Genomic DNA, 21,500 nt, shown 5'->3' on the forward strand with positions numbered 1-21,500 from the left:
CTCAGCCCTCCCGCACCAGCGACCACAGGCGGTTCAGCGCCGCCTGCGCCACGCGCCGGTCCTCGGCCGAAACCTCGGACCCCTGTGCCTCGGCCCGCAACTCCTCGGCCGCTGTTCGCAGTGCGCCGCCCGCGGCGATCAGGTCCAGATCGTCGGCCTCGTATTCGGTGGCCAGCTCGTCGTCGCGCAGATCGAACAGGGCAAAATCGGGCGCGGCCCGGCGCACGGCGTCCTCGAAGGCGGCGCGTTCGGTCATGCGCAGATAGCCGGCGGCGCGCAGCTGCACCAGCACGTCGCGCCGCGCCGCCCGGTCGGACGGCAGCAGCCGGTCCAGCTCGGCGCCCAGATCCATGCCCGGGCTCAGCATCAGCTCGGGTGCGCGCCAGTCGAAGCGGCCGGTCTGAACCGGGGTGATCTGCGGCATCGCGCCGGGGCCGTCGATCGTTACCGCAAGGCACTGCCCTCGGCCGCCATGTTTGAACCGGTCCCGTTCCGGCGTGCCGCTGTAGCAGGTGCGCTCGCCGATGGTCAGCTGGCCGTGCCAGTCGCCCAGGGCCAGATAGTCCAGCCGCGCGGTGCGGGCGCGGTCCGGCGGGATCAGGGCGGAGCCGTCAAAATCCTCGCCGAAGGACACCACCCCGCCATGCGCGAGCCCGATCCGCAGCGCCCCCTCGGGCGTTTCGGCCCCGGCCATCCACGCGGTCAGGTCCGTGCCCGGAAACTGACGCGGCAACGGCGCGGGCAGCAGGAACACGCCTTGGGACATCTCGACGGGCTCGGGGCTGCGCAGCAGGCGCACGTTTGTGGAGCATTCGTCCTCAAAGGCTGCCCACAATTCCTCGCCCTGCAACGAGTCGTGGTTGCCCGGGATGATCCACCAGATCACGTCGCTTGCCGCGCTCATCGCGGTGGCGGCCTGACGGCGGACCTGCGCCGACGGGCCGGTGGTGTCGAAGAGGTCGCCGGCGATCAGCACGTGGCTGGCGCCGTGGTCCCGCGCCGCCTGGGCCAGGCGGCCAATCACCTCGAACCGCGCCTCGATCAGGCGGCCGCGCAGGTCCTCAGGCATGGAGCCGAACCCTTTGCCAAGATGCAGGTCCGAGCTGTGGATGAAACGAAAATCGGCCATCAAGTCTTCCTCGTCAAAACACGTCGCAGCGACAAAATGCACCGCCGCCGCATTCCGATGTGACATCGGGGGGTGTCAAAACCTGTCGCAGGGGGTGACGCCTGCCGCGAAAAAATACTGGAAATCCGGAACAAAGATGAAACATGATCAGGGAAGTGCGTCAAAATCGCCGCGCCGGGCCGGGTGGACCAGCCGAGCCAGCGCCTCGGGCGCCACCACCTCGACCGAATCGCCCCATTGATACAGGTGCCAGGCCATCTCGAGCCAGCCGCCCGCGTGAAAGCGCACCTCGAGCCGCCCGTCCTCCAGCAACCGCGTGGTCTGGCCGGGGTGGAACTGCCACGAGGCCGCACGCTCGGCCGCGTCGGGGGCAAAGCGCCAGATCACCTCGCCATACTGGCCGTCGTCATGGTACGAGCCGAAGGCACGGGCGGCGTGATCGGCCAGGTTGAAGCCTTCGTCGCGGGCGAACCACTCGTCGGTCGCGGTGGCCTCCTCGATCCGGTCCAGCCGGAAATGGCGCAGCCGGGCATCCTTGTCGGGCTGGCGCGCCACCAGGTAGCGCCGCGCGCCCAGCAGGATGCCGTAGGGTTCCAGCAGGCGCCGCGTGCCCGTGTAACGGATCCACAGCCGGTGCGGCCCCCGCAGTGCCTCGGAAATCGCATCCACGATCCCGGCTTCGATCCGGGCCACAGGGCCGGGCCGGGCCGCCATGCCATAGGCTTCCAGCAGCGCTTCGGCATCGGCTTCTACCCGTCGCGCGCTGGCCGAAGGGATCGCGGCCAGCAGCCGTTCCCGCAGGCCGGTCAGCGCTCGCCTTTGCCGCAGGTCGGCCGGGTCGTCCAGCCGCGCCAGCGCCACCTCCAGCGCCTCGAGCTCATCGGCGCCGTTCAGCGCCAGTGACGACAGGCGGTTGGGTTTGAGCACCCAGCGGCGCGTGCGGTCGGGATCCTCGATCACGTTGACGGAATGGGGGAAGGCCTCGTGCAAGGCCTGGGTCATCCGCTGCGCGGTGCGTCGGGTGACGCCGAACGCCTCCTCGATCTCGCGCAGGCTGACCCCGCGATGACGTGCGGCGGCCATGTCCGCCAACCGCAACAGATCCTTTGCCTTTTCGAATGACATGCTCTGCACCGCCCCGGTTTTTGCTTGCCCGGTGTACAGCAAATATTGCACCCGCTATCGAGAATTGCCAGTCTGAGTTGAAACGCATTGAGGATATTCCCGCATGTCAGATTTCGACCGATTGAAAACCCGTCAACGCGCGATCCGCGACGGCTTCCCGTCTGACTTCGGCCTGCGCATCCACCGCGCCATCAGCTGGCTGGGCCGGGCCGAGCGCGAAACCGAGGACCCCGACGCCGCCTTCCTGTTCTACTGGATCGCCTTCAACGCCGCCTATGCGGCCGAGCAGGATCTGGCGGGTGAAAAGGATCTGTTCCGCAGCTACCTGCAGAAGGTCGTGGCGCTGGACCACAGCCACCGCATCTACGATGCCGTCTGGACCGGGTTTCCCGGCCCCATCCGCATGTTCCTGCAAAACCGGTTCGTCTTTGGCCCCTTCTGGCACCATTTCAACGGGATCGAGGGCTTTGACGACTGGCAGGACCGTTTCGCCACCTCGAAACGCCGCTTTGCCGAGGCGCTCAAGGCCAGGGACACGCTGACCATCCTGTCGATGCTATTCGACCGGCTGTATGTTCTGCGCAACCAGTTGATTCACGGCGGCGCCACCTGGAACAGCGGCGTGAACCGCGACCAGATGCGCGACGGCACCGCCATTCTGGCCTTTCTGGTGCCGGTGTTCATCGACCTGATGATGGACGCCCCCGAGCAGGACTGGGGCGCGCCCTTCTATCCGGTGGTGCAGGCGTGACGGCGGCAACCCCAAAAGGGGTTTTGCGCCGCCCCGTGGCCGGAAATCGTACCGCCGTTGACATCTATTCATTGAGCCCGCCTTTCGAGCGAACATGGCCTGAGTCTGTCCCCACCCTTCTTCGAAACCGACAAACTCGCCGTCCTGACGCTGTTTGAGAAGGCGCTTCAGAAGCACCTTTTCGTCATTCATTTTCTTCACCACCACCCTCCGAAAGCTTCAATTCCTCTTCGGGCATGGATTCAACGAAGTCTGGCCCCACGCCCTTCTTTTCGGGCAGTCCCGCTCGATACGCATAAGCCAGGTTCGCCGCATCCTGGCCAGCGCGGTGTATGACCTTCCTGTTCATGCGACTCTTGTATGCGTGATGCAAACGCCCCGGTGCAACGATGCCATCCTCGTGCGAGAAAGCGATCCAAAGAATCCGGTCAAAGTCGTCGACCTGCATATGCGGCGGCTCTTCTATTGTGCTCATTAGCCTATCAAGCCAGCGCTGATCGAATTCGGGGGCATCAGAGACAAGGGTCCGTCCGATCGTGATAGCTCGAAGCCATTGCGCCACTTCTTCCGCCGGCTCAGCCTCGTCTAAGTCAATGCGCGGGATGTTGTGAACCGTTTCGCTCTCTGGATTCCAGTCTTCTTCAGGCCAACTCGGATCCGGCTTGATCAGCTTGCTTTCAACAAAAACCCGGTTGCCATCGAGCCAGGCAATTCCAACTTCGACCGGCCAGGATCGTGGGCTAAGGGACGATGCTTCAAAATCTATGAAAACCAGCCCCTTCAGATGGACTATCTTGCCGTCCTCATCGAGACCGACGCCAACACCAAGTGTCCGCTGCTTCGCAAAGAAAGTTTTCTCGTCCGGCCCGGGGTTGCTAAGAGCCTCCAGCAGCTTATCGCGTTCGTCCTTGTCCATGAAATCAGTATAAGTTGCGGCATAAATCGGAGCAAACAAACGTGGCTCCATCAGAATGCAACGCGTTGATATTGCGACAATTCTAATTTCGCAGCACAGCGGAAAGCTTTGATTTTTGGTTTCAAATGGGCGGCGTAGCGTAACCAAGCCCTTTTCAGTCGACCAAGTTTCGCTGCGTCCGCTTGGCGTGACCTACGCCTCTGCTCTATACTCATTTTATGTCGAAGAAGCTTCAACATCTCAGCAGATCTGACCTCATCGCGCTGATTGAAGAATTTGCGCCGCGAGAAGAGCTCGCTCTTCGCGTTGATGAGTTGCTTGAACTGAAGACCGAAAGAGCAAAAGAATGGCAGCGCGAGAACGCGGGCGCCTTCTCTGAACATCAGCGGTGGCTTGAAGAGAATGGCCATCCGCTCGCTAAATTCTTCAAACCCTAACAACTAAGCTCTTTCGGCCACTCGCGACCTTCTTCGGATTGATTTTCGCTTCCGCCAAAGATTTCTCATTCATCCCAACTTCGCCGACGATCTAAACATCTGTCGTGGCTACATTCTTGCGCGCAACAAATGCTCTTACGTGGGCGAGTTCAGCACCACGCCGCCCATGGAAAAGCGAAACTAACAGGCTGCTGAAGAAGTCGGCTCTCGACGCGGCCTGAGGAACTTGATTCACCCACAGCACAATTTCGGCGGGGGTTGATGAAGCGCGGGACGGACGAAGCGAGCGGATCGCTTTTCAGCTATGTCGAATTGGAAGAGCGTATCCCCGCGCGGCAACCTCTCCGCATGATCAGGCAGGTGGTCAACGACGCGCTGACCAGTCTGGATGCCGACTTCGAGGCGGTCTACACCGATATCGGCCGCCCCTCGATCCCGCCGGAACGGCTGATCCGGGCCAGCCTGCTGCAGATCCTGTTCTCAATCCGCTCCGAGCGGCAGTTGATGGAACAGATGCAGTATAATCTACTGCTCCGCTGGTTCGAGGGCCTCGGGATCGATGATCCGGTATGGGTGCCGACGGTGTTCAGCATGAACCGCGACCGGCTGCCCCGGTTGCTGGCGGAATGAGGCTGGAGGGGGGGCGCAGGCCAGCTTCCAGCCACCCAATCCGGAAGACCGATAAGAGACCTCAATCCACCACAGAGAACTGCGTCCCGCTGGCCTGACTAATTCAGCGGCCTGACAAGAGATACTGCTTCCATGAATCGAAAAACTGTGGTTTGAATCTAATGCGAAAGAGCCTTTCTTCTTGGTAAGAAAAGATTTTTTCTGAGCGCAGCATTATAGGCAAAACGCGCAGTCTTATGCGCAACTGCCGCGAAGATATTTGAGGAAATATCGCCTGTTTTTCTCTTTGAAATCAATGAAGGCTGCGCAAGCTTTCGCGGCGACATACAGGAAGTGTTTGACGGATCGCAAGCCTCCAACGCGCCCCGGTGGCGGGAGATAGCTTCAGACGCAGGGCAGCTGCGCGCCCACTCAACCCTTCCTCGATCAACTTCTGAAACCGCGCCCGAAGCGCCTCCGGCAAAGGTGCTGACATGATCAATCCTCCCAAGCAGGGTGAATCACAGATCAGCCATCAAGGGAAGCCCAACGATTCAGGTTTTGAGCCGGACGCTTTGGTCAGTTGTCCTCGCCCAGCTTGGGTGCCGGGCGCGTCAGGGCCAGATCTGCATCGGAGAACACGAAGGGGGAACGGACGCCCGGCACGCCGTCCAGTTCGATCTGCATGCCGCGCGCCACGACCTGCGGGTCAGCCATCACCTCGTCGAGCGTGTTGATCGGCCCGGCGGGGATGCCTTGCGCCTCGCAGGCCGCCAGCAGGTCTGCCTTGGCCCACTGCGCTGTCGCCCCGTTCAGGCGCGCGATCAGCACGCGGCGATTGGCCAGCCTGTCCTTGTTGCGCAGAAACTCGGGCGCCTCGGCCATGTCATCGAGGCCCAGCACCCGGCACAGCCGCTGATACTGGCGGTCGTTGCCGGTGGCGATGATGATATGCCCGTCGGCGCAGTCGAACACCTGGTAAGGCGCGAGGTTGACATGCGCATTTCCCATGCGTTCGGGTACCTTGCCAGTGCTGAGATAGTTCAGCGCCTGGTTCGCCGTGACCGCCACGGCCACATCCAGAAGCGCCATGTCGACCTGCTGCCCGCGCCCGGTCCGCTCGCGCTGGTAGAGCGCGGCCAGAACGCCGGCCACCGCGTGGATGCCGGTGAACACATCAGTGATGGCGACGCCCGCCTTTTGCGGCTGGCCCTCGGGCTCGCCGGTAATCGACATCAGGCCGGACATACCCTGTATGATGAAATCGTACCCCGCGCGGTGCGCGTAGGGGCCGGTCTGGCCGAAACCGGTGATCGAGCAATAGATCAGGCGGGGGTTGAGCTCTTTCAGGCTGTCATAGTCCAGCCCGTATTTCCTGAGCCCTCCGACCTTGAAATTCTCGATCAGGATATCGGCATCCGCCACCAGCTCGCGCACCCGCGCCTGCCCCTCGGGTGTCGAAAAATCCACTGTGACCGAGGCCTTGCCCCGGTTCGCGGAATGATAATAGGCAGCGGAAACGTCCTCGTCCCGTGTGATGAATGGCGGGCCCCATGCCCGCGTGTCGTCGCCCGCGGGCGATTCAACCTTGATCACTTCGGCGCCGAGATCCGCAAAGGTCTGGCCGGCCCAGGGGCCGGCCAGGATCCGCGCCAGTTCGATGACCTTCAGGCCAGCGAGAGGTGCCGTCATCAGTTCCCCAGTTCCGCTTCGATCAGCTTCTTGAAGTCGGCATAGGGCTGGTTCTCGACCATCTTACCGTTCACGATAAAGGTCGGAGTCGCGTTGACCTCATGCTTCTCGACGTTTTCCTGATACCAGGCTACCAAGGTCTGCGCGTTTTCCCCATCCTGCAGACAGGCTTCGAGCTGATCGTTGTCGATGCCGGCAAGACGCCCGATCTTGCGCAGTTCTTCCACGATCTCGTTGGGCCCTCCAGCACGCGCCCATTCGGACTGGCCCTTGAATATCAGTTCCGTGATCCCAAAGAATTTTTCTGGCCCCGCACAACGCGCAATCGTGGATGCCCACAATCCGTAGCGGTCGAAATAGACCTCTCGATAGATGAATTTCACCTTGCCGGTGTCGATGAAATCCTTCTTGAGCTGCTTGTAGGGGCCTTCGTGAAAGGCCGCGCAATGTGGACAGGTATAAGAGGCGTATTCGATGATCTCGACGGGCGCATCCTCGGCCCCTTGGACCATTTCGACAACCGAAGACGTGTCGATGCTTGCCGCCTGGGTTTCGTCCGTTTCGATCTGCGGAGCGGCCGGCGGCGGGGAAGAAGGCCGGGTCATCCAATAAGCTCCGGCGGCCACGGCGGCCACGACGACGACCGCCAGGGTCACGGTTGAATTTCGGCTCATTTTTGCCCTTTCTCAGCGTTTTTTCTTGGATAATACGTTGCGACCCAGACGTTCAAGAGCGGCGCGCAGATCACCATCATGCACCTCGCTCGCCGCCTTGCTGGCCTCCGCGACAATCTCGGGCGCCGGGGCGGTTTTCGCAGGTTCGGCCTTGTGCGTGAACTGGGCCTGCCCCTCGGCAAACCCCGTCGGCGCGGTCTGGGTGATGCGGATCCGGCTGATCGCGTTGTAGCCATAGGCTGCGTTCACCCTGGCGCGCAGCTGCTCCCTCTGCATTTCCAGCATCGGCGCCTGCGGCCCGGTCGTCAGCACGGTCAGCGTGGCCCCGAACCCGTCCTTTCCATATCCCACCTTCACCGGTCGGGCGATGGCGGCGATGTCCTGCCCCACGATCTCGGCCCAATGGGTCAGCACCCGCGACACGGCAAAGCCCCGGCTTTCCCCTGCCCGGCGGATCTGGTCATTCAGCAATGTCGCGGTCCGCTTGAACCCGCGCGTGGTTGATTGTCTGGACGGCATCTGGTTTCCGACTCCTGTGCGGCTATTGTAGTGAGGCAGATTGCGGGTGCTAGCGAAACCCGACGGGCCGGGGGATAAAACTTGCGTGACAGTATCGACCTTGAAGTGAGCCATGCTCTGCTGGAGTGGTACGACCGCCATGCCCGCGACCTTCCGTGGCGGGTCGGGCCGGTCGAGCGGGCCGCCGGGGTGCGGCCTGATCCCTACCACGTCTGGCTGTCAGAGATCATGTTGCAGCAGACCACGGTCGCGGCGGTGCGCGACTATTTCCACCGCTTTCTTGCACGCTGGCCGACGGTCGAGGCGCTGGCCGCCGCGCCGGATCAGCAGGTCATGGGGGAATGGGCCGGCCTTGGCTATTATGCCCGCGCCCGCAACCTGCTGAAATGCGCGCGGGTCGTCGTGGAGGAGTTCAACGGCCGGTTTCCCGGCACGCACGACGCGCTGTTGAAGTTGCCCGGCATCGGCCCCTATACCGCTGCCGCCATTGCCGCCATTGCCTTTGACCGGCCCGAGACCGTGATGGATGGCAATGTCGAAAGGGTCATGGCGCGCCTGTTCGACATCCACGAGCCGCTGCCCGGCTCGAAGCCGGTGCTGAAAGAGAGGGCCGCGGCCCTGACACCCGCAGTCCGGCCCGGAGACTATGCCCAGGCGGTGATGGATCTGGGCGCCACGATCTGCACGCCGAAATCCCCGGCCTGCGGCATATGCCCCCTTCGCGAGGCCTGCCGCGCGCGGGTTTCCGGCACGGCCGCGGACCTGCCGAAGAAAAGCCCGAAGAAACCCAAGCCCACGCGGTTCGGCCATGTCTATCTGGCAAGGCGCGCAGACGGGGCCTGGCTGCTGGAGCGCCGGCCGGACAAGGGGCTACTGGGCGGCATGCTGGGCTGGCCGGGGTCCGAATGGAACGACTCTCCGTGCGAGGCGCCCCCGTTCGAAGCCGATTGGCGGCCTTTGCCGGGCGAGGTGCGCCACACCTTCACCCATTTCCACCTGATCCTGAAAGCGCACGCCGCCACGCTGCCCGCCGACTTTCAGCCCGCGGATCTGCACGTTGTCGGCAAGCACGAATTTCGCCCCTCGGATCTGCCCACGGTCATGCGCAAGGCCTACGGCCTCTGGCGCGGCCAATAGACTGCTGGGCAGCTTGGCGATGCGGGTTTATGATCCGCGCCAACAGAGATGGATGACCAAGATGATCGCGCCCGAAACCCTGTCTCGCTGGCAATCCGCCCTGCCTTTCTGGATTTCCTTCCTGCTGGTGCCGCTGATCTGGGTAACCGCCAGTCTGGGCGGCTGGTGGCTGCTGCTGGTGCCGGTTTCGACATGGTGGGTCTTTGCGGTTCTTGACCGCCTGACCGGGCTGAACCTGGAGAACGCAGACCCGGACACGCCGGATGATGACCTGCGCTGGTACATCCTGCTGACCAAGGCTTGGGTGCCGGTCCAGTTCCTGACCCTCTATGGCCTGATCTGGTATGCAACCCGCGCCGGGCATCTGGACAGCATCGAACGCGTCGCGCTGTTCTTTGGCGTCGGCATCCTGACCGGCACGATCGGCATCAACTACAGCCATGAACTGATGCACCAGAAGGGGCGGTTCGAACGCTGGCTGGGCGACATCCTGCTGGCGATGGTGCTGTATTCGCATTTCCGCTCGGAACACCTGCTGGTGCATCACCGCTATGTCGGCACGCCGCGCGACCCGGTAACGGCGCGCTACAACGAGGGCTTTCACCGTTTCTACCCGCGAGTCCTGCGCCAGAGCCTGTTGTCGGCCTTCCGCGCGGAACGACAGAAGCTGGCCCGCAAGGATCTGCCCTGGACCGACCTGTCAAACCCCTTCTGGCGGTACTGGGCGCTACAGGGCGGGATGCTGTCGCTGGCCTTCATCATCGGCGGCTGGAGCGGGCTGGCGCTGTTCCTGATCCAGGCCGGGACGGCGATCTGGCAGCTGGAGCTGGTCAACTACGTCGAACACTACGGACTGACGCGAAAGCACCTGGGCGACGGCAAGTACGAGCATGTACACCCGCGCCATTCGTGGAACGCGGCGCACAAGGCGTCGAACTGGCTGCTCATCAACCTGCAGCGCCATTCGGACCACCATTACAAGCCCGACCGCCGCTTTCCGCTGTTGCAGAACCACGATGAAGAGGCCGCGCCGCAACTGCCCTATGGCTATCCGGTGATGACGATTGCGGCGATGATCCCGCCGCTGTGGCGGCGCGTGATGAACCCGCGAGTCCGGGCGTGGCGGCGACAGTATTACCCCGAGATCACCGATTGGAAGCCCTACAACAAGGCGCGAAACCCCATGCCGCGGTAGAAACGCCCTTCACATCGTCCAGATGTTCATGCGTTGGCCGATGCCCCGGATCTCTTGATCTTCTTTCAGTTCGAAGCCTGACAGCAGGTCGGGGTCGGCCCCCGTCTCGCGCAGCACCTGACTGCGCAGTTCGTCGCTCATGATGATCCGCACGCCGTAGTCCCGGGTCAGGGCTTCGAGCTTGGCAGCCACGTTCACCGCGTTGCCGATCACCGCGAATTCCAGCCGGTTCGCCCCGATGTCGCCCAGTACCACCGGGCCGTAATGCAGGCCGATGCCAACCTTGATCTGCGGCTCGCCCGCCCGCTGACGCTCGCGGTTCCAATCGTCGATGACCTTGACCATGGATCGGGCGCAGGCCAGGGCGTTGGTGGCATCCCGCTCGCCCGCCACCGGCGTGCCGAAGGTGGCCATCAGCCCGTCGCCCAGATACTTGTCGAGCGTGCCGTGGTGGCGAAACACCTCGCTTTCCATGCGTGCGTGGAAACTGCGCAGAACCTCGATCACCTCATAGGGATCGCACCCGGCGGCGTATTTGGTAAAGCCCACGATGTCGATGAACAGGACGGCGATGTTTTCCTGGCGCACCTGTTTCAGCGGCTCGTCATTCTGGCTGAGTTCCTCCACCACGTTCGGCGAAAAGTAACGCGACAGGTTGGCCCGCTCACGCTCGAGCCCCGCGTTGGTCATCAGCAGGCGGTTGAGCCTGCGCATCGACACCCCCAGGGTGACCGCGACCATCATGAACACGATCACCTCTTGCAGGCGCATCGGGATCATGAAGCTGTTGGGGTCAAGCATCTCGGCAACGGCCGGATAGCCGGCAAAAGCCGCCGCCGCGGCTGCCGACAGTTCCGGCATCGGCGTCGACAGCCACCAGGCCAGAAGCCATCCCGCCGTCCACATGCCCGCCGTCCACGAGCCGATGGCGATCACCGTGCGCCAGGAATAGGCCAATGTCCCGGCCGCAAGGATGATGAAGAAATACTGAAAGTTGTCGAAGCGATACTGCATCGCCACGGGCCGCACGTCGTCGCTGAACGGGTTGGGAACGACCATTCCGACGGTCATGATGAGCAGATCCAGGAAGATCAGGAACAGTTCGGCCCGCGACTGCCCGACCCGGCCCGCCCGCCGGATGAACCAGCCGTTTGCGGCGATCAGCGCCAGAATGAAATGGTAGTAAAGAACGTCCCAGTTCGGGTTCAGAAACACCAGAAGCGGCGCGGTCAGCGCCATCGCGATCCAGCGCGCCCGAACCGCCAGTTCCAGCCCTTCCCGCTTGTGCCGCTCCAGCGCGGCTTCGGTGTATTTGTTGTCCAGATCGAACGCCTCCGGCTGCGTGATGAAGAACCGCTGGAACCTCGATCGGCTCGGGCTGGTGTCGGTCATGCCTCTTGCTTCCTCGTATCGGAACTGGGGTGGGGCTCTGCGGGCTATCCAAGCACCCCATGCCCAAAAGGAAAAGACCCCGCCGGTGTCGGCGGGGCAAGGTGGTAGTGCCATGTGTCAGGCCACAGGCACCGGCGGTGTTCATCGGGGTCAGTTGTGCATCTCGGCCCGGATCTGCTGACGCAATACGTCGATCGGCACGGTCTTGCCGTCGCGCTTGAAGCACCAGTATGTCCAGCCGTTGCAGGAGGGCGCGTTTTCCAGATGGGCGCCGACCTGGTGGATCGAGCCCTTGATGTTGTCGCCGACCAGCGTGCCGTCGGCCCGCACCTTGGCCTTGTGACGGCGGTTCATCGAATACAGCTCCTCGCCCGGGCGCAGCATGCCGCGTTCGACCAGTTGACCGAACGGAATGCGCGGCTCGGCCCGCTTCGAGGCCGACACCTGCAACGCCTCGCGGTCGAACTTGCGCACCTTGGCGATGCGTTTCTCGGCCACCTTGCGATAGTTTTCCTCGCGCTCGATGCCGATGAACTCGCGTCCCAGCATCTTGGCCACGGCCCCGGTGGTGCCGGTGCCAAAGAACGGGTCCAGCACCACGTCGCCCGGATTCGTCGAACCGATCAGGACGCGGTGCAGCAGCGCCTCGGGCTTTTGCGTCGGGTGCGCCTTGTCGCCGTTTTCGTCCTTGAGCCGTTCATGCCCGGTGCAGATCGGCAGCACCCAGTCGCTGCGCATCTGCACGCCTTCGTTCAGCGCCTTGAGCGCCTCGTAGTTGAAGGTGTATTTCGCCCCCTCGGCCTTCGAGGCCCAGATCATCGTTTCATGCGCGTTGGTGAACCGCTTGCCGCGGAAATTCGGCATCGGGTTCGACTTGCGCCAAACGACATCGTTCAGGATCCAGTAGCCGGCATCCTGCAGGGCCGAGCCCACGCGGAAGATGTTGTGATACGAGCCGATCACCCAGATTGCGCCGTTGGGCTTGAGAAGCCGATGCGCCGCTTTCAGCCAGTCGCGGGTGAACTTGTCATAGGCGGCAAAGCTGGAAAACTGGTCCCAGTGGTCGTCAACCGCGTCCACCCGGCTGTTGTCGGGGCGATGCAGCTGCCCCTTGAGCTGCAGATTGTAGGGCGGGTCCGCAAAGATCAGGTCCACGGACGCCTCGGGCAGACCGTTCATCACCTCGATGCAGTCGCCGGAAAGAATCGTGTTTAAAGGGAGCGCGGATGCGCCCTTTGTCTTGGTCGTCGTCATTTCTCTGCCTCAATTTCCACGGCGCTTTTGCGCTCATTTGGTTGAGACAAGGATGAGTCAAACCGGATTCGCGGTCAATTTCTTTTTTGAATCAGCGGCTTACGATTTACTCTTGATACAAGATATTGTGGACGGGCTTGAACGAACGCCTATGATGTGGGGTCACGCCCAAATTTTGCAGTGCCTCGCGATGCTGTTTTGACGGATATCCGGCGTTGGTTTCCCATCCGTAACCCGGATGCTGTTGCGCCAAATCCACCATCACCCGATCCCGCCGGATCTTGGCGACGATCGAAGCGGCCGCGATCGAGACCGATTTGGCGTCGCCCTTGACCACCGCCTGAGCCGGCAGCGACAACCCGGCGGGAATCAGATTCCCGTCGATCAACAGGTAGTCCGGCACCGGATCCATCGCCGCCACGGCCCGTTCCATCGCCAGGTGCGAGGCGCGCAGGATGTTGAGCTTGTCGATCTCTTCGACGCTGGCCTCGGCAACTGACACCTCGGCCCGTTCCAAGAGGATCTGGTTCAGGGCTTCCCGCCGCTTTGCCGTGAGTTTCTTGGAATCGTTCAGCCCTGCGGGGATGTCCTCAGGGTTCAGAATCACGGCCGCGGCCACAACCGGACCGGCCAGGGGCCCGCGCCCCACCTCGTCGACCCCGGCGACTCTGAGATACCCTTGCGCGCGCAGCGCCTGTTCCAGTTCGTAGTTCGGTGCAGTCATGCCCATGCAAAACCGCGTTTGCGCCCGACAGGCAAGAAAAAAGAGAGGGCGCCTCGGGCGACCCTCCCCCGCGGCACGCTTGTCCGGTGCCGCTTCTGCTCGACTTTCAATAGTTGTAGACGACCCGGTATCCCTTCTGCCGCAGGCAGCGCGGTTCATAGGCGTGGCGCACCTTGGAGCCGTTCCAGAACCCCACCTTGCAGGACTGCGGCAGGCTGCCTGCGTGCTTGTAGTGCTTCTTCAGGCATTTCGGCCCCAGAAGCGGGTGCTTGCCGGGATAGCCTTCATAATGGCGCAGGCACCTTTGGGGCAGGTCATACCGCGCCACGCGGGCCGGCAAGGGGCGAACGTGATGCGGCCCGGAATGCGGGCGGACATGCTGCGGGCGCGGAGGCTCGTAGCGCCGGGTTACGTATTGGTCCCGTTCGCGTTCCCTGTTCTTGTTGTATTGATGAACCGCGGCACCGATGAGGGCGATGGCCGCAAGACCGCCCAGCAGATCCTTCGCATCGGCGGCCCTTGCCTGTGAGGCGGAGACTCCGGTGACGATGATCGCGGTCGATACGATGAGAGCAATGAATTTGCGATGCATGGTGCGGATCCTTTCGAGTGCGTTTGCGATCCCTCAGCGGACCGCGTCGAACATGAACCCACACTGTCCGTCGCCCTTCCCGACAAGCAATATCGACGGCGTGTTATCGGATATCAGCCGCCTCAAACCCCCACTGTTATTGAATATCCCCTCATCCCTGCGCAGGATGTGGCCCATGAAACAGATCCTTGCTTCCTTGGTCCTGACGACCCTGATAACCCTGTCACCCGCAGTTGCGGCAGCGCAGTGCTATGCCGAATACAAGGCCAAGAGGGATTCGCCCCTGCGCCTGCATTATGGCGTCATGGAGGTGTCCAGCTGCTCGCCCGGCGAAGCGAAGGGTGAAGTGGCCGGGCGGCTGAAATCGGCAGGCTGGACGCTGCTGAACGTGATCTCGGTCTTCGGGCCGGAGGGGTTGGAGAAAAGGAAGGCGAATGCCGGAAAATACTATCTCCGTTTCTGATGCCCGGCGCTCGGGCGCGCGGCTGGTCGGAGTAGGAATAGCAGCCATCGTCATCATTCTGGTGACCGCCGCGGCTTTGCTGTTCTGGACCCTGCCGGATGCCAATGCCTTCAACGCAAGGGTCGAGCGGTTGTTCGTCGAGAGCGACCTGACCTCGCAGGCCGAGATCCGGCTGCTCGAAATCCTGGCGCAGTCGGGCACCGCCTTTGCCGACACGCTGGCAAGCTATCGCATGGTGATATTCGTGCTGCTGATCTTTGCCAGCGCCATGCTGATCGCCGCGCTTGTCTTTCTGGTGATGCTGGCCGCCCTGAACCGGCGCATGGCGCAGATCGAGCGCACGGGCATACAGGTGACCTCGTTGTTGATCAGCCGAGAAGAGAACACCGTCTATCTCAACAACATGGATTTCAAGCTGACGCCCGCCGCAATGGAGACGCTTTCAGTGCTGGCGGAATCACGCCTTGATGACGAAATCCTGTCAGGCGCTGAAATCGAGGCGATGGTATCCGGCAAGGAGGCCTCGGAATGCGAAGAGGCCGCCGGCGCCACCCGGATCAAGAGGTTGCGCGATACGCTGGGCAACCAGATGGTCAGCGAATTGCTGGTCAGGAACGTGGCCCGCAAGGGTTACATGCTGGCCATCGACAAGGATGTCATCCGGATGATCTGAGCGTCAGTGGTTGGGGGATTGGCGGCCCCCGACCTCCGGTCGTTTCACCGGCCGCGTGAGAGGTTGGCACGCGCACCGTGCCATGTTGTCGTATATCAGTTCTTCGTGGATGTTCGTGCACCCCTTTCCGGGGCGCGTGACCAGACGTCCGCCGTTGGCGCGGGTCTGGCAAACAGCCATGCAGATGCACTCGCTGCGGTTGGGCCGTTTCGACGTATCCGCCATGGCAGCACCCGAAAGCACCAGGCCCAGAGCCACCCCCATTATCTTCAATCCAGTCATTCCAACTCTCATCTGGTAAAATCCTCGCGCCGCCTCTTGGAAACCGGGCGAAACAGACCATCCTTAAAAGATCTCCTGAAAGGAGGCCGTACATGAACGTTCACGCTACTCCGCAGTCCAAAGGGTATGGCATCGACATCGAGCCCCTCAAGGGCCGTGTCGCGATCTATCGCGGCGACACGCTTCTGGCCGAAAGTTCACGCGCCAAGGTCATGTACGAAACCCGCCTGCCGCCCACGATCTATTTTCCCCGCGAAGACGTGCGGGTCGATCTCAGCGATCCGACAGAGCTGCAGACCTTCTGCCCCTTCAAGGGAACCGCCACATATCACGATGTCCTTTTAGGAGAGGAACGGATCACCAACGCGGTCTGGACTTATGAGACAGCCCTGCCCGAGAGTATCGGCATACAGGGCCATGTAGGCTTCATGCCCAATGCCCATACGCGGATCGACCTTGGTGAAAACAAGCTGCGCAAGGGCGATGACGGCAACATCAGCGGCCCGCTGATCGATTGGCTGTTGCGCGAGGCCTCGGGAATCAAGACACCCGAGGACTTCACACGGGCGCTGGCCGAAAAAATGCTGGAACACGGGATCGCCGTCCAACGCCTGGGCATCCTGGTCTGGTCGCTGCATCCGCTGATTGCCGGAAAACACTACATCTGGGAAAAGGGCGCGGCAGAGATTTCGACTTTCGCACCGACCTACGAAATCTATGACCACCCCGCCTATACCAACAGCCCGCTGCGCCACGTCTCGAACGGACTGGGAGGCGTGCGGCAGCGGTTGACCGATAGCCGTCTGGAAGACAGTTTTCCAATCATGGAAGATCTTCGGGCCAAGGGCGCAACCGACTATGTCGCGATGCCGATGCCCTTTTCGGACGGGCGCACCAATGTCCTGACACTGACTTGCGATCACCCCGACGGATTCACGACGGCAAATCTCGGGCTGATTTTCGAATGCTCCGCCATCATCGGCCGGTATTACGAGGTTTTCGTGCAGCGTGAGAACGCACAGACACTTCTGGAAACATATCTCGGCAAACGAACGGGCGCGCGGGTCCTGGGTGGCGAGATCCGGCGCGGCGACGGGGATGAAATCGATGCGGCGATCATGTTCTGCGACCTGCGCAATTCCACGGCTCTTGAAGAAAGCCTTGGCCGGAATGCCTATCTCTCGTTGCTCAACGGGTTCTTTGAAACCGTTTCCGAGATCGTAAACGAAAATGGCGGAGAAGTTCTGAAGTTCATCGGAGACGCCGTGTTGGCGGTGTTTCCCGCAGGCGACGACGCCACGGCGGCGCAAGCCAACGCACTGCGCTCGGCCAAGGATATTGTTGAACGGCTGGCTGAACTTCGCGCCTCGGCGGAAGATACGCATTGCGATTGTGCGATCGGTTTGTCCTACGGAAGAGTCACCTACGGGAATGTAGGTTCGCGCGAGCGACTGGATTTCACGGTCATTGGACAAGCTGCGAACATTGCCGCGCGCCTTGGCGACTATGGCAAAAGCAATGGTCACCGGATCGTGGCATCGCAGGAAATCCAGCCGGTTCTTTCCGATGCTGCTCCACTTGGCCAGGTCAGGCTGCACAATGTCTCGCGCCCGGTGGCATGCTACGCGATCCGAACACCGATGGATGGCGCGTCTCTTGCCAAGCCTTCGGCAGGCGAGGTCAGAAACGCAGGATAGACCGGATCCCGGCCCTTGTCGCAGTTGATACGGCAGGTGCGCCGGGGCGGCAGGTGGCACCCCGCAGTTCGGCTGGCGCGAGCGGTGAAACAGGCCTGAGCCTGCCACGCCTGAAACGCTCTATTTGTATTGCAGCAATTGCAACGCAGTGCGGGCCGAGACACTGGATAGTGAAGACGGCGGTGCCTGTGCCCTGGCAAAGAAAGTGGTCATCAAACGGTCGACCGCCTCCGGCAGCTGGAATTGAGATATGTCCGGAGAACCGGTCTGTCGCGCCAGCTTGTCCCTGAACATCTCCAGTTGCTTGTCGATATCGAGTTGGGCGAAGGCTTTGGGCAGCCCCAACGCCGTTTCCATCAGGTCGCGCAGGGGCGGCAGGCTCATCAGTTCGAACCATTTCGCATTTTCACCGCCGTTCTTGCGGGCCAGGTCGGTCAGGGTACGTCTCGCAAAGAGCGCGATCCGCATCGCCTCATCGGTCTGACCGACCGCAACCTCGAACCGCGAAACCAGATTTCTGTGTGCGATCTGCGCCATTTCACTCGCCTGCCCCGTCTTTACGACCTCGCCGGGGCCAAACCCGAAAGCCGATGCCAACTGCTTGTACCGCTTGTCCGACAGACGGCTGGACAACGCATCCTGCGCACTGAAACCGTCCTGCAACACCCTGCGGATGAAATATGTGTTGGCCAAGTCGTCCTCCAACCCGAAGGCCGTCAGGGCCACCCGCAACAACCGCCGGTCGGACACCAGGCTCTCGGCCGTTTTCACCTTGCCGATATTGTCCAGGAAATACCGGGTGTCCCTTTCGTTTTGTGGCGTGCCGGAAAAAACCTCCAGCTGGGCGTCGTAGGTCCTTTTCAGAAAATGCCAGCCGACAAGTCCGGTGGCGGGAATGACTGGCTGGAAACTCATTGCCGATAGGCCAGCAGCCTCTCCTCGCGCGGCAACAGCGACCGCAACGACTTGAGGCACCGGTAGTACTGGCCGCTGGTCAATGCGCTGGTCGCCTGTGCCAGGATGTTTCGGCTGTCAGGGTCTGTGAACACCTGGCTCAGTTCCTCTACCCGGCGCAACAGCTGCAGCCGAGCGGCGTCCGGGTCCAGATCGCCCGACAGCACGAGCTGCGCGGCATAGCAGACACGCCGTACCGGAGTACTGGCCTCATCGGGGCGAATCGCGTCTCGCAAACGCAGAACATGAGCTCCGGGCGTCATGATCGAAAACCGGCCGCGACGGTCCCCGTTTTCGATCACCACGCCGTTGATCAGCACCCGTTCCTTTGGGGCGAGTTTCAGTACCAACCCGCTCATGAGGCGGCTCCGCCCGGGCGCAGGCCACGCAGCACGGCCGTGTTGATCTCGAGAAGCGGTTCGACCGTGCCCTTGCCGGCCAGTACCCGGCTGCTGTGGTGCCTGGTAAACTCAGCCAGATAGAAAATCCTGGCGCGCAGTTCCTCGGGGAGCCAATTGTCGGCGTCCGCGACCCCTGCCGCCAGGATTGTCCAGAGGCGCCGATTGTCATGCAACGCCTCGGCGAATCCGCCAAAATCGGTATCCTTGCGCGCGGCCGCGGCATTGAGCCGGCGGGTGACCCTGGAGATCACTTCGAATTCCGTGTCCCGAGGCGTTCGCGTCGGCGTGCTGGCCTGCGCATAGGCCTGTCGTGCTAAAGTCTGCGGCGTCACTTTGGACCCCCTTTTTGATTGATCTGGTCAGCGGGCATCACCGGAGCGCGCCAAACGCGCTCCGGCTGAGACAGCGCGGTTAGCGGAACAGCGACAGAATAGTCTGCGGCGCCTGATTGGCGATCGACAGTGACTGAACCGCCAGTTGCTGCTGTGTCTGAAGGGCCTGAAGACGAGCCGAAGCCTCCTCCATATCGGCATCGACCATCGCGCCGATCCCGGATTTCAGCGAGTCGCTAAGTTTCGAGACAAACTCCGACTGGGTTTCGATCCGACCCCGCGCCGAGCCGAAGGAGGCCGCCGAATCGATGGCCGTCTGGATCAGCCCCTCGATATCCGTCAGGGCGCTTTTGGCCCCGGCAGCGGTGGTCACATCGATGTTGGCGAGATCTTCGAGGCCGCCACCGATCGTCACGCCAGCCGTTTCAATGGCCTGAAGCGACACGTTGTTCCCTGTGCCGGTCTCACCGGTAAAGGTGATCGTGGCCACGCCGCTGGCAGCAACCGTGACCGCCGCCTTCAGGGATGTCCCCGATGACAGGGTTCCGTCTTCGACGGCTGCGGAAACCCGGTCATTGAAAGCCTTGGCCAGAGCGTTGGCCACATCTGCCTGGGTGTCACCATCCCGTGCCACATAGGAAACGGCGCGGGCGCTGTCATTGAATGCCGCGCCCACCGAACCGGCGGCGCCCGAGATATTGATCTGCACCCCGGTTCCGGCCGCGACGCTTTCGATGTCAAGCGTCGTGGTCGGAGGCGTGGCCGCCCCCGTCAGCGCAACGGCGGACGCCGCGTCCAGGGCACCGCCGATCGTGGCGCCCGAGCCGCCGGCCGCTGCTGTGCCGGTCGTCCAGTCCGTAGCCTGGGTGCCCAGATCCTTTTTGACCACGTTAATGTGGCTGACGTTGACGGTTCCATCCGAACTGCGATCGAGCGAGCTCAGCACGTCGATGCTTCCCGATCCGGTGGTGGTGTCCCGGTTCGACAACAGGTTGAGGCCGTTGAACTGGGCCGCGCCGACCACTGAATTGATCTGATCCCGCAAGGCGGAGATATCGGTCTGGATTTTGGCGCGGTCGACGTTCTCTTCCTGTGCGGCGACGATCTTGCCCTTGATCTGGGTCAGAAGGTCGGCAACCGTTTCGGCCCCGTTCTGGGCGACGGCCACGGTGGATTCCCCCAAGGACAGGCTGTCGGAAATTCCCTTGAAGCCCTTGACGTCGGACTCCATCACCTTGGAGATGGCCCAGACCGCCGCGTTATCCTTGGCTGACGCCACCGACTTGCCGGTCGATATCTCGTTTTGGGTCACGCCAAGGTTCTTGTTGATCGACTTCAGGGTTTGCAGCGCAACCATCGCGCCGTTGTTTGTCAGAATGCTGGACATGGTTTCATCCTTTTCAGTTAGGGCATTTCATCGCCCTCGGTCATCCCGCCCACCAGGGCGAGGGCTATGTCGTTCTGACTTATGCGACTGACCGGATCGGCTTCGCGCCACCCGTGTTTCGGGTGCCGGCCCACCATCGTCCGCAATCCCCTAACGGAATCCTAAGTCCACCGGTTCACGTCGTGCGGATTTGAGACAAATCGAAACTCATGCCTTTTTCTCAAGCTGGGTCTGCAACCGCACAGGAAAACTGTTCCGCTTCCCGGCCGCATCATAGGTATGGAGACCCTGCCGCACCCGGCGCAGTTCGGCCATGCGGTCGAACACAGCCCGCACTCCGTCGGCCGCGCTTTCGAGCAGCGCCTGGTTCCGCTCGAGCTTCTTCTGAACCCGCTGCACTTGTTCCGACCTGCCAGTTGCGCTCTTGCCCAGGGAATCAAACAGCTTCTCTTTTTCCGGCAGCAGATTCTCCAGTTGACCCAGCTGCCCGTCGAGCACCGCTTTGCGCTCGAGATCCAGCAACTCCTCCAAGGCACGAAACGGGTCTATTTTCGTCTCATTCTTCATAGGCTTGCTCCAAGATTGACCTGAACAGGATTTCGGACAAACCGATGCCGCCTGCCCGGGCTATCTGCCGGGCCTGCTGCATCACCAGCATCGAAGAAAACTGCTCCTCGCCGACCCCGCCGCCCAGGGCGCCCGACGACTTCCCCAGGCCGCCCGACCGGAGCATTTCAGCAAGAAACGTGGCCTCAAGCTCTACGGTGGCGGATTTCAGGGCCTCGCGGTCGGGCAGGTTGTGAGCGGGAGGCACATGCATGTGCACTTTCATCGCATACCTCGGAAATTGCATCGAACTTTCACGATCAGAGCAGGTAGCCGTTAAAATAGCCGTAACCTGGACCCGGCAGATTACAGCCATCCGAAGGAGGACCGGGTGGCCATGCTGGCATCAGAAACGACCATGATCCCGACAACCAGGCTCGCAGAGGCGGTGCCGGCGAAACCCATGCGCCAGGAATTGCCGGGCAACCATCGAACCTTTGGTCAGTTCGTCGGGGAAGATACACAACAAGACACCCAAGAAACCGTCGCCAGGGACCACACCCTCTCGGGTTCCGAGGCGACTCGGGGCACCCCCGATGGACAGACCGAAACCCAGGGC

Annotated in this window: 23 protein-coding genes and 1 pseudogene; 8 read left to right on the top strand and 16 right to left on the bottom strand. The window is 62.0% G+C overall.

Features of this window, described 5'->3' with window-relative positions:
- Position 1: 1 nt before the first annotated feature.
- Together AVO45_RS10860 and AVO45_RS10865 are read right to left on the bottom strand one after the other, a co-directional pair.
- Positions 2-1,129 carry a metallophosphoesterase family protein gene (locus AVO45_RS10860; protein ID WP_068346858.1) on the bottom strand — a complete coding sequence of 376 codons (1,128 nt, stop codon included), beginning with the start codon at positions 1,127-1,129 and terminating at the stop codon, positions 2-4.
- Positions 1,130-1,276: 147 nt separating this feature from the next.
- On the bottom strand, positions 1,277-2,254 hold the full coding sequence (locus tag AVO45_RS10865; protein ID WP_068346860.1) for a helix-turn-helix transcriptional regulator: 978 nt from the start codon (positions 2,252-2,254) through the stop codon (positions 1,277-1,279).
- 103 nt (positions 2,255-2,357) lie between these two features.
- Here AVO45_RS10865 and AVO45_RS10870 point away from each other — a divergent pair, with 103 nt between their 5' ends.
- A complete protein-coding gene (locus AVO45_RS10870; RefSeq protein WP_068346862.1) occupies positions 2,358-3,005 on the top strand; it encodes a HEPN domain-containing protein in 648 nt (215 codons plus the stop codon).
- Positions 3,006-3,189: 184 nt separating this feature from the next.
- On the opposite strand, the gene AVO45_RS10875 is transcribed toward AVO45_RS10870, so the two are convergent.
- Positions 3,190-3,972 carry a 3'-5' exonuclease gene (locus AVO45_RS10875; RefSeq protein ID WP_068346864.1) on the bottom strand — a complete coding sequence of 261 codons (783 nt, stop codon included), beginning with the start codon at positions 3,970-3,972 and terminating at the stop codon, positions 3,190-3,192.
- Positions 3,973-4,139: 167 nt separating this feature from the next.
- On the opposite strand from AVO45_RS10875, the gene AVO45_RS19420 reads away from it, so the two are divergent.
- Both AVO45_RS19420 and AVO45_RS10885 read left to right on the top strand, forming a co-directional pair.
- Complete coding sequence (locus AVO45_RS19420; RefSeq protein ID WP_082688759.1) at positions 4,140-4,358, top strand: type II toxin-antitoxin system CcdA family antitoxin; 219 nt, start codon at positions 4,140-4,142, stop codon at positions 4,356-4,358.
- 261 nt (positions 4,359-4,619) lie between these two features.
- Positions 4,620-4,967, top strand: a pseudogene (locus tag AVO45_RS10885) (transposase); the annotation flags it as partial.
- 579 nt (positions 4,968-5,546) lie between these two features.
- On the opposite strand, the gene AVO45_RS10890 reads toward AVO45_RS10885, so the two are convergent.
- Genes AVO45_RS10890 through AVO45_RS10900 form a run of 3 tightly spaced genes read right to left on the bottom strand, consistent with a single transcriptional unit; the run spans position 5,547 to position 7,852 of the window.
- Positions 5,547-6,659 (bottom strand): CaiB/BaiF CoA transferase family protein, encoded by a 1,113-nt coding sequence (locus AVO45_RS10890; RefSeq protein WP_068346868.1) that lies wholly within the window; start codon positions 6,657-6,659, stop codon positions 5,547-5,549.
- Positions 6,659-7,333 carry a DsbA family protein gene (locus tag AVO45_RS10895; protein WP_068346870.1) on the bottom strand — a complete coding sequence of 225 codons (675 nt, stop codon included), beginning with the start codon at positions 7,331-7,333 and terminating at the stop codon, positions 6,659-6,661. The genes AVO45_RS10890 and AVO45_RS10895 overlap by 1 nt, the downstream gene beginning before the upstream one ends.
- Positions 7,334-7,345: 12 nt before the next feature.
- The gene (locus tag AVO45_RS10900; protein WP_068346872.1) at positions 7,346-7,852 is read right to left on the bottom strand and encodes a DUF721 domain-containing protein; all 507 of its coding nucleotides are present in this window, start codon (positions 7,850-7,852) and stop codon (positions 7,346-7,348) included.
- A gap of 81 nt (positions 7,853-7,933) precedes the next feature.
- Between AVO45_RS10900 and mutY the strand changes: the two genes are divergently transcribed.
- Entirely contained in the window at positions 7,934-8,989 is a 1,056-nt protein-coding gene (gene mutY, locus AVO45_RS10905; RefSeq protein WP_068346874.1) for an A/G-specific adenine glycosylase, read from the top strand.
- Between the two features lie 61 nt (positions 8,990-9,050).
- The gene (locus AVO45_RS10910) at positions 9,051-10,184 is read left to right on the top strand and encodes an alkane 1-monooxygenase (protein WP_068347381.1); all 1,134 of its coding nucleotides are present in this window, start codon (positions 9,051-9,053) and stop codon (positions 10,182-10,184) included.
- Positions 10,185-10,193: 9 nt separating this feature from the next.
- Here AVO45_RS10910 and AVO45_RS10915 read toward each other — a convergent pair whose 3' ends face one another.
- The 4 genes from AVO45_RS10915 to AVO45_RS10930 form a co-directional block, all read right to left on the bottom strand.
- A complete protein-coding gene (locus AVO45_RS10915) occupies positions 10,194-11,576 on the bottom strand; it encodes an adenylate/guanylate cyclase domain-containing protein (RefSeq protein WP_068346876.1) in 1,383 nt (460 codons plus the stop codon).
- 150 nt (positions 11,577-11,726) lie between these two features.
- Positions 11,727-12,830 (bottom strand): site-specific DNA-methyltransferase, encoded by a 1,104-nt coding sequence (locus AVO45_RS10920; protein WP_068346878.1) that lies wholly within the window; start codon positions 12,828-12,830, stop codon positions 11,727-11,729.
- A gap of 106 nt (positions 12,831-12,936) precedes the next feature.
- Positions 12,937-13,554, bottom strand: a complete 618-nt coding sequence (locus tag AVO45_RS10925; protein ID WP_068347383.1) for a ribonuclease HII — start codon at positions 13,552-13,554, stop codon at positions 12,937-12,939.
- Positions 13,555-13,660: 106 nt separating this feature from the next.
- On the bottom strand, positions 13,661-14,146 hold the full coding sequence (locus tag AVO45_RS10930) for a hypothetical protein (protein WP_068346880.1): 486 nt from the start codon (positions 14,144-14,146) through the stop codon (positions 13,661-13,663).
- 175 nt (positions 14,147-14,321) lie between these two features.
- Here AVO45_RS10930 and AVO45_RS10935 point away from each other — a divergent pair, with 175 nt between their 5' ends.
- The 3 genes from AVO45_RS10935 (at position 14,322) to AVO45_RS10950 (ending at position 17,261) form a co-directional block, all read left to right on the top strand.
- Positions 14,322-14,609 carry a hypothetical protein gene (locus AVO45_RS10935; protein ID WP_205627879.1) on the top strand — a complete coding sequence of 96 codons (288 nt, stop codon included), beginning with the start codon at positions 14,322-14,324 and terminating at the stop codon, positions 14,607-14,609.
- Positions 14,581-15,282: a winged helix-turn-helix domain-containing protein gene (locus tag AVO45_RS10940; protein ID WP_068346883.1), complete on the top strand. Its 702-nt coding sequence runs from the start codon at positions 14,581-14,583 to the stop codon at positions 15,280-15,282. Before AVO45_RS10935 ends, AVO45_RS10940 begins: the two co-directional genes overlap by 29 nt.
- A gap of 374 nt (positions 15,283-15,656) precedes the next feature.
- A complete protein-coding gene (locus AVO45_RS10950; RefSeq protein ID WP_068346887.1) occupies positions 15,657-17,261 on the top strand; it encodes a DUF427 domain-containing protein in 1,605 nt (534 codons plus the stop codon).
- A gap of 120 nt (positions 17,262-17,381) precedes the next feature.
- Here AVO45_RS10950 and AVO45_RS10955 read toward each other — a convergent pair whose 3' ends face one another.
- From AVO45_RS10955 to AVO45_RS10980, 6 genes are all read right to left on the bottom strand, one after another.
- Entirely contained in the window at positions 17,382-18,176 is a 795-nt protein-coding gene (locus tag AVO45_RS10955) for a DUF1217 domain-containing protein (protein WP_068346889.1), read from the bottom strand.
- Positions 18,173-18,574, bottom strand: coding sequence for a flagellar biosynthesis repressor FlbT (gene flbT / locus AVO45_RS10960; RefSeq protein ID WP_068346891.1), 402 nt, complete (start codon positions 18,572-18,574; stop codon positions 18,173-18,175). Before flbT ends, AVO45_RS10955 begins: the two co-directional genes overlap by 4 nt.
- Complete coding sequence (flaF, locus tag AVO45_RS10965) at positions 18,571-18,948, bottom strand: flagellar biosynthesis regulator FlaF (RefSeq protein ID WP_068346893.1); 378 nt, start codon at positions 18,946-18,948, stop codon at positions 18,571-18,573. Before flaF ends, flbT begins: the two co-directional genes overlap by 4 nt.
- A gap of 79 nt (positions 18,949-19,027) precedes the next feature.
- Positions 19,028-20,335, bottom strand: a complete 1,308-nt coding sequence (locus AVO45_RS10970) for a flagellin (protein ID WP_068346895.1) — start codon at positions 20,333-20,335, stop codon at positions 19,028-19,030.
- Positions 20,336-20,542: 207 nt separating this feature from the next.
- Positions 20,543-20,902 carry a flagellar biosynthesis protein FlgN gene (locus AVO45_RS10975; protein ID WP_068346896.1) on the bottom strand — a complete coding sequence of 120 codons (360 nt, stop codon included), beginning with the start codon at positions 20,900-20,902 and terminating at the stop codon, positions 20,543-20,545.
- Entirely contained in the window at positions 20,892-21,167 is a 276-nt protein-coding gene (locus AVO45_RS10980) for a rod-binding protein (protein WP_068347386.1), read from the bottom strand. The genes AVO45_RS10975 and AVO45_RS10980 overlap by 11 nt, the downstream gene beginning before the upstream one ends.
- Positions 21,168-21,500 lie beyond the last annotated feature (333 nt).

The organism is Ruegeria marisrubri, assembly GCF_001507595.1.
Taxonomy (GTDB): Bacteria; Pseudomonadota; Alphaproteobacteria; order Rhodobacterales; family Rhodobacteraceae; genus Ruegeria; species Ruegeria marisrubri.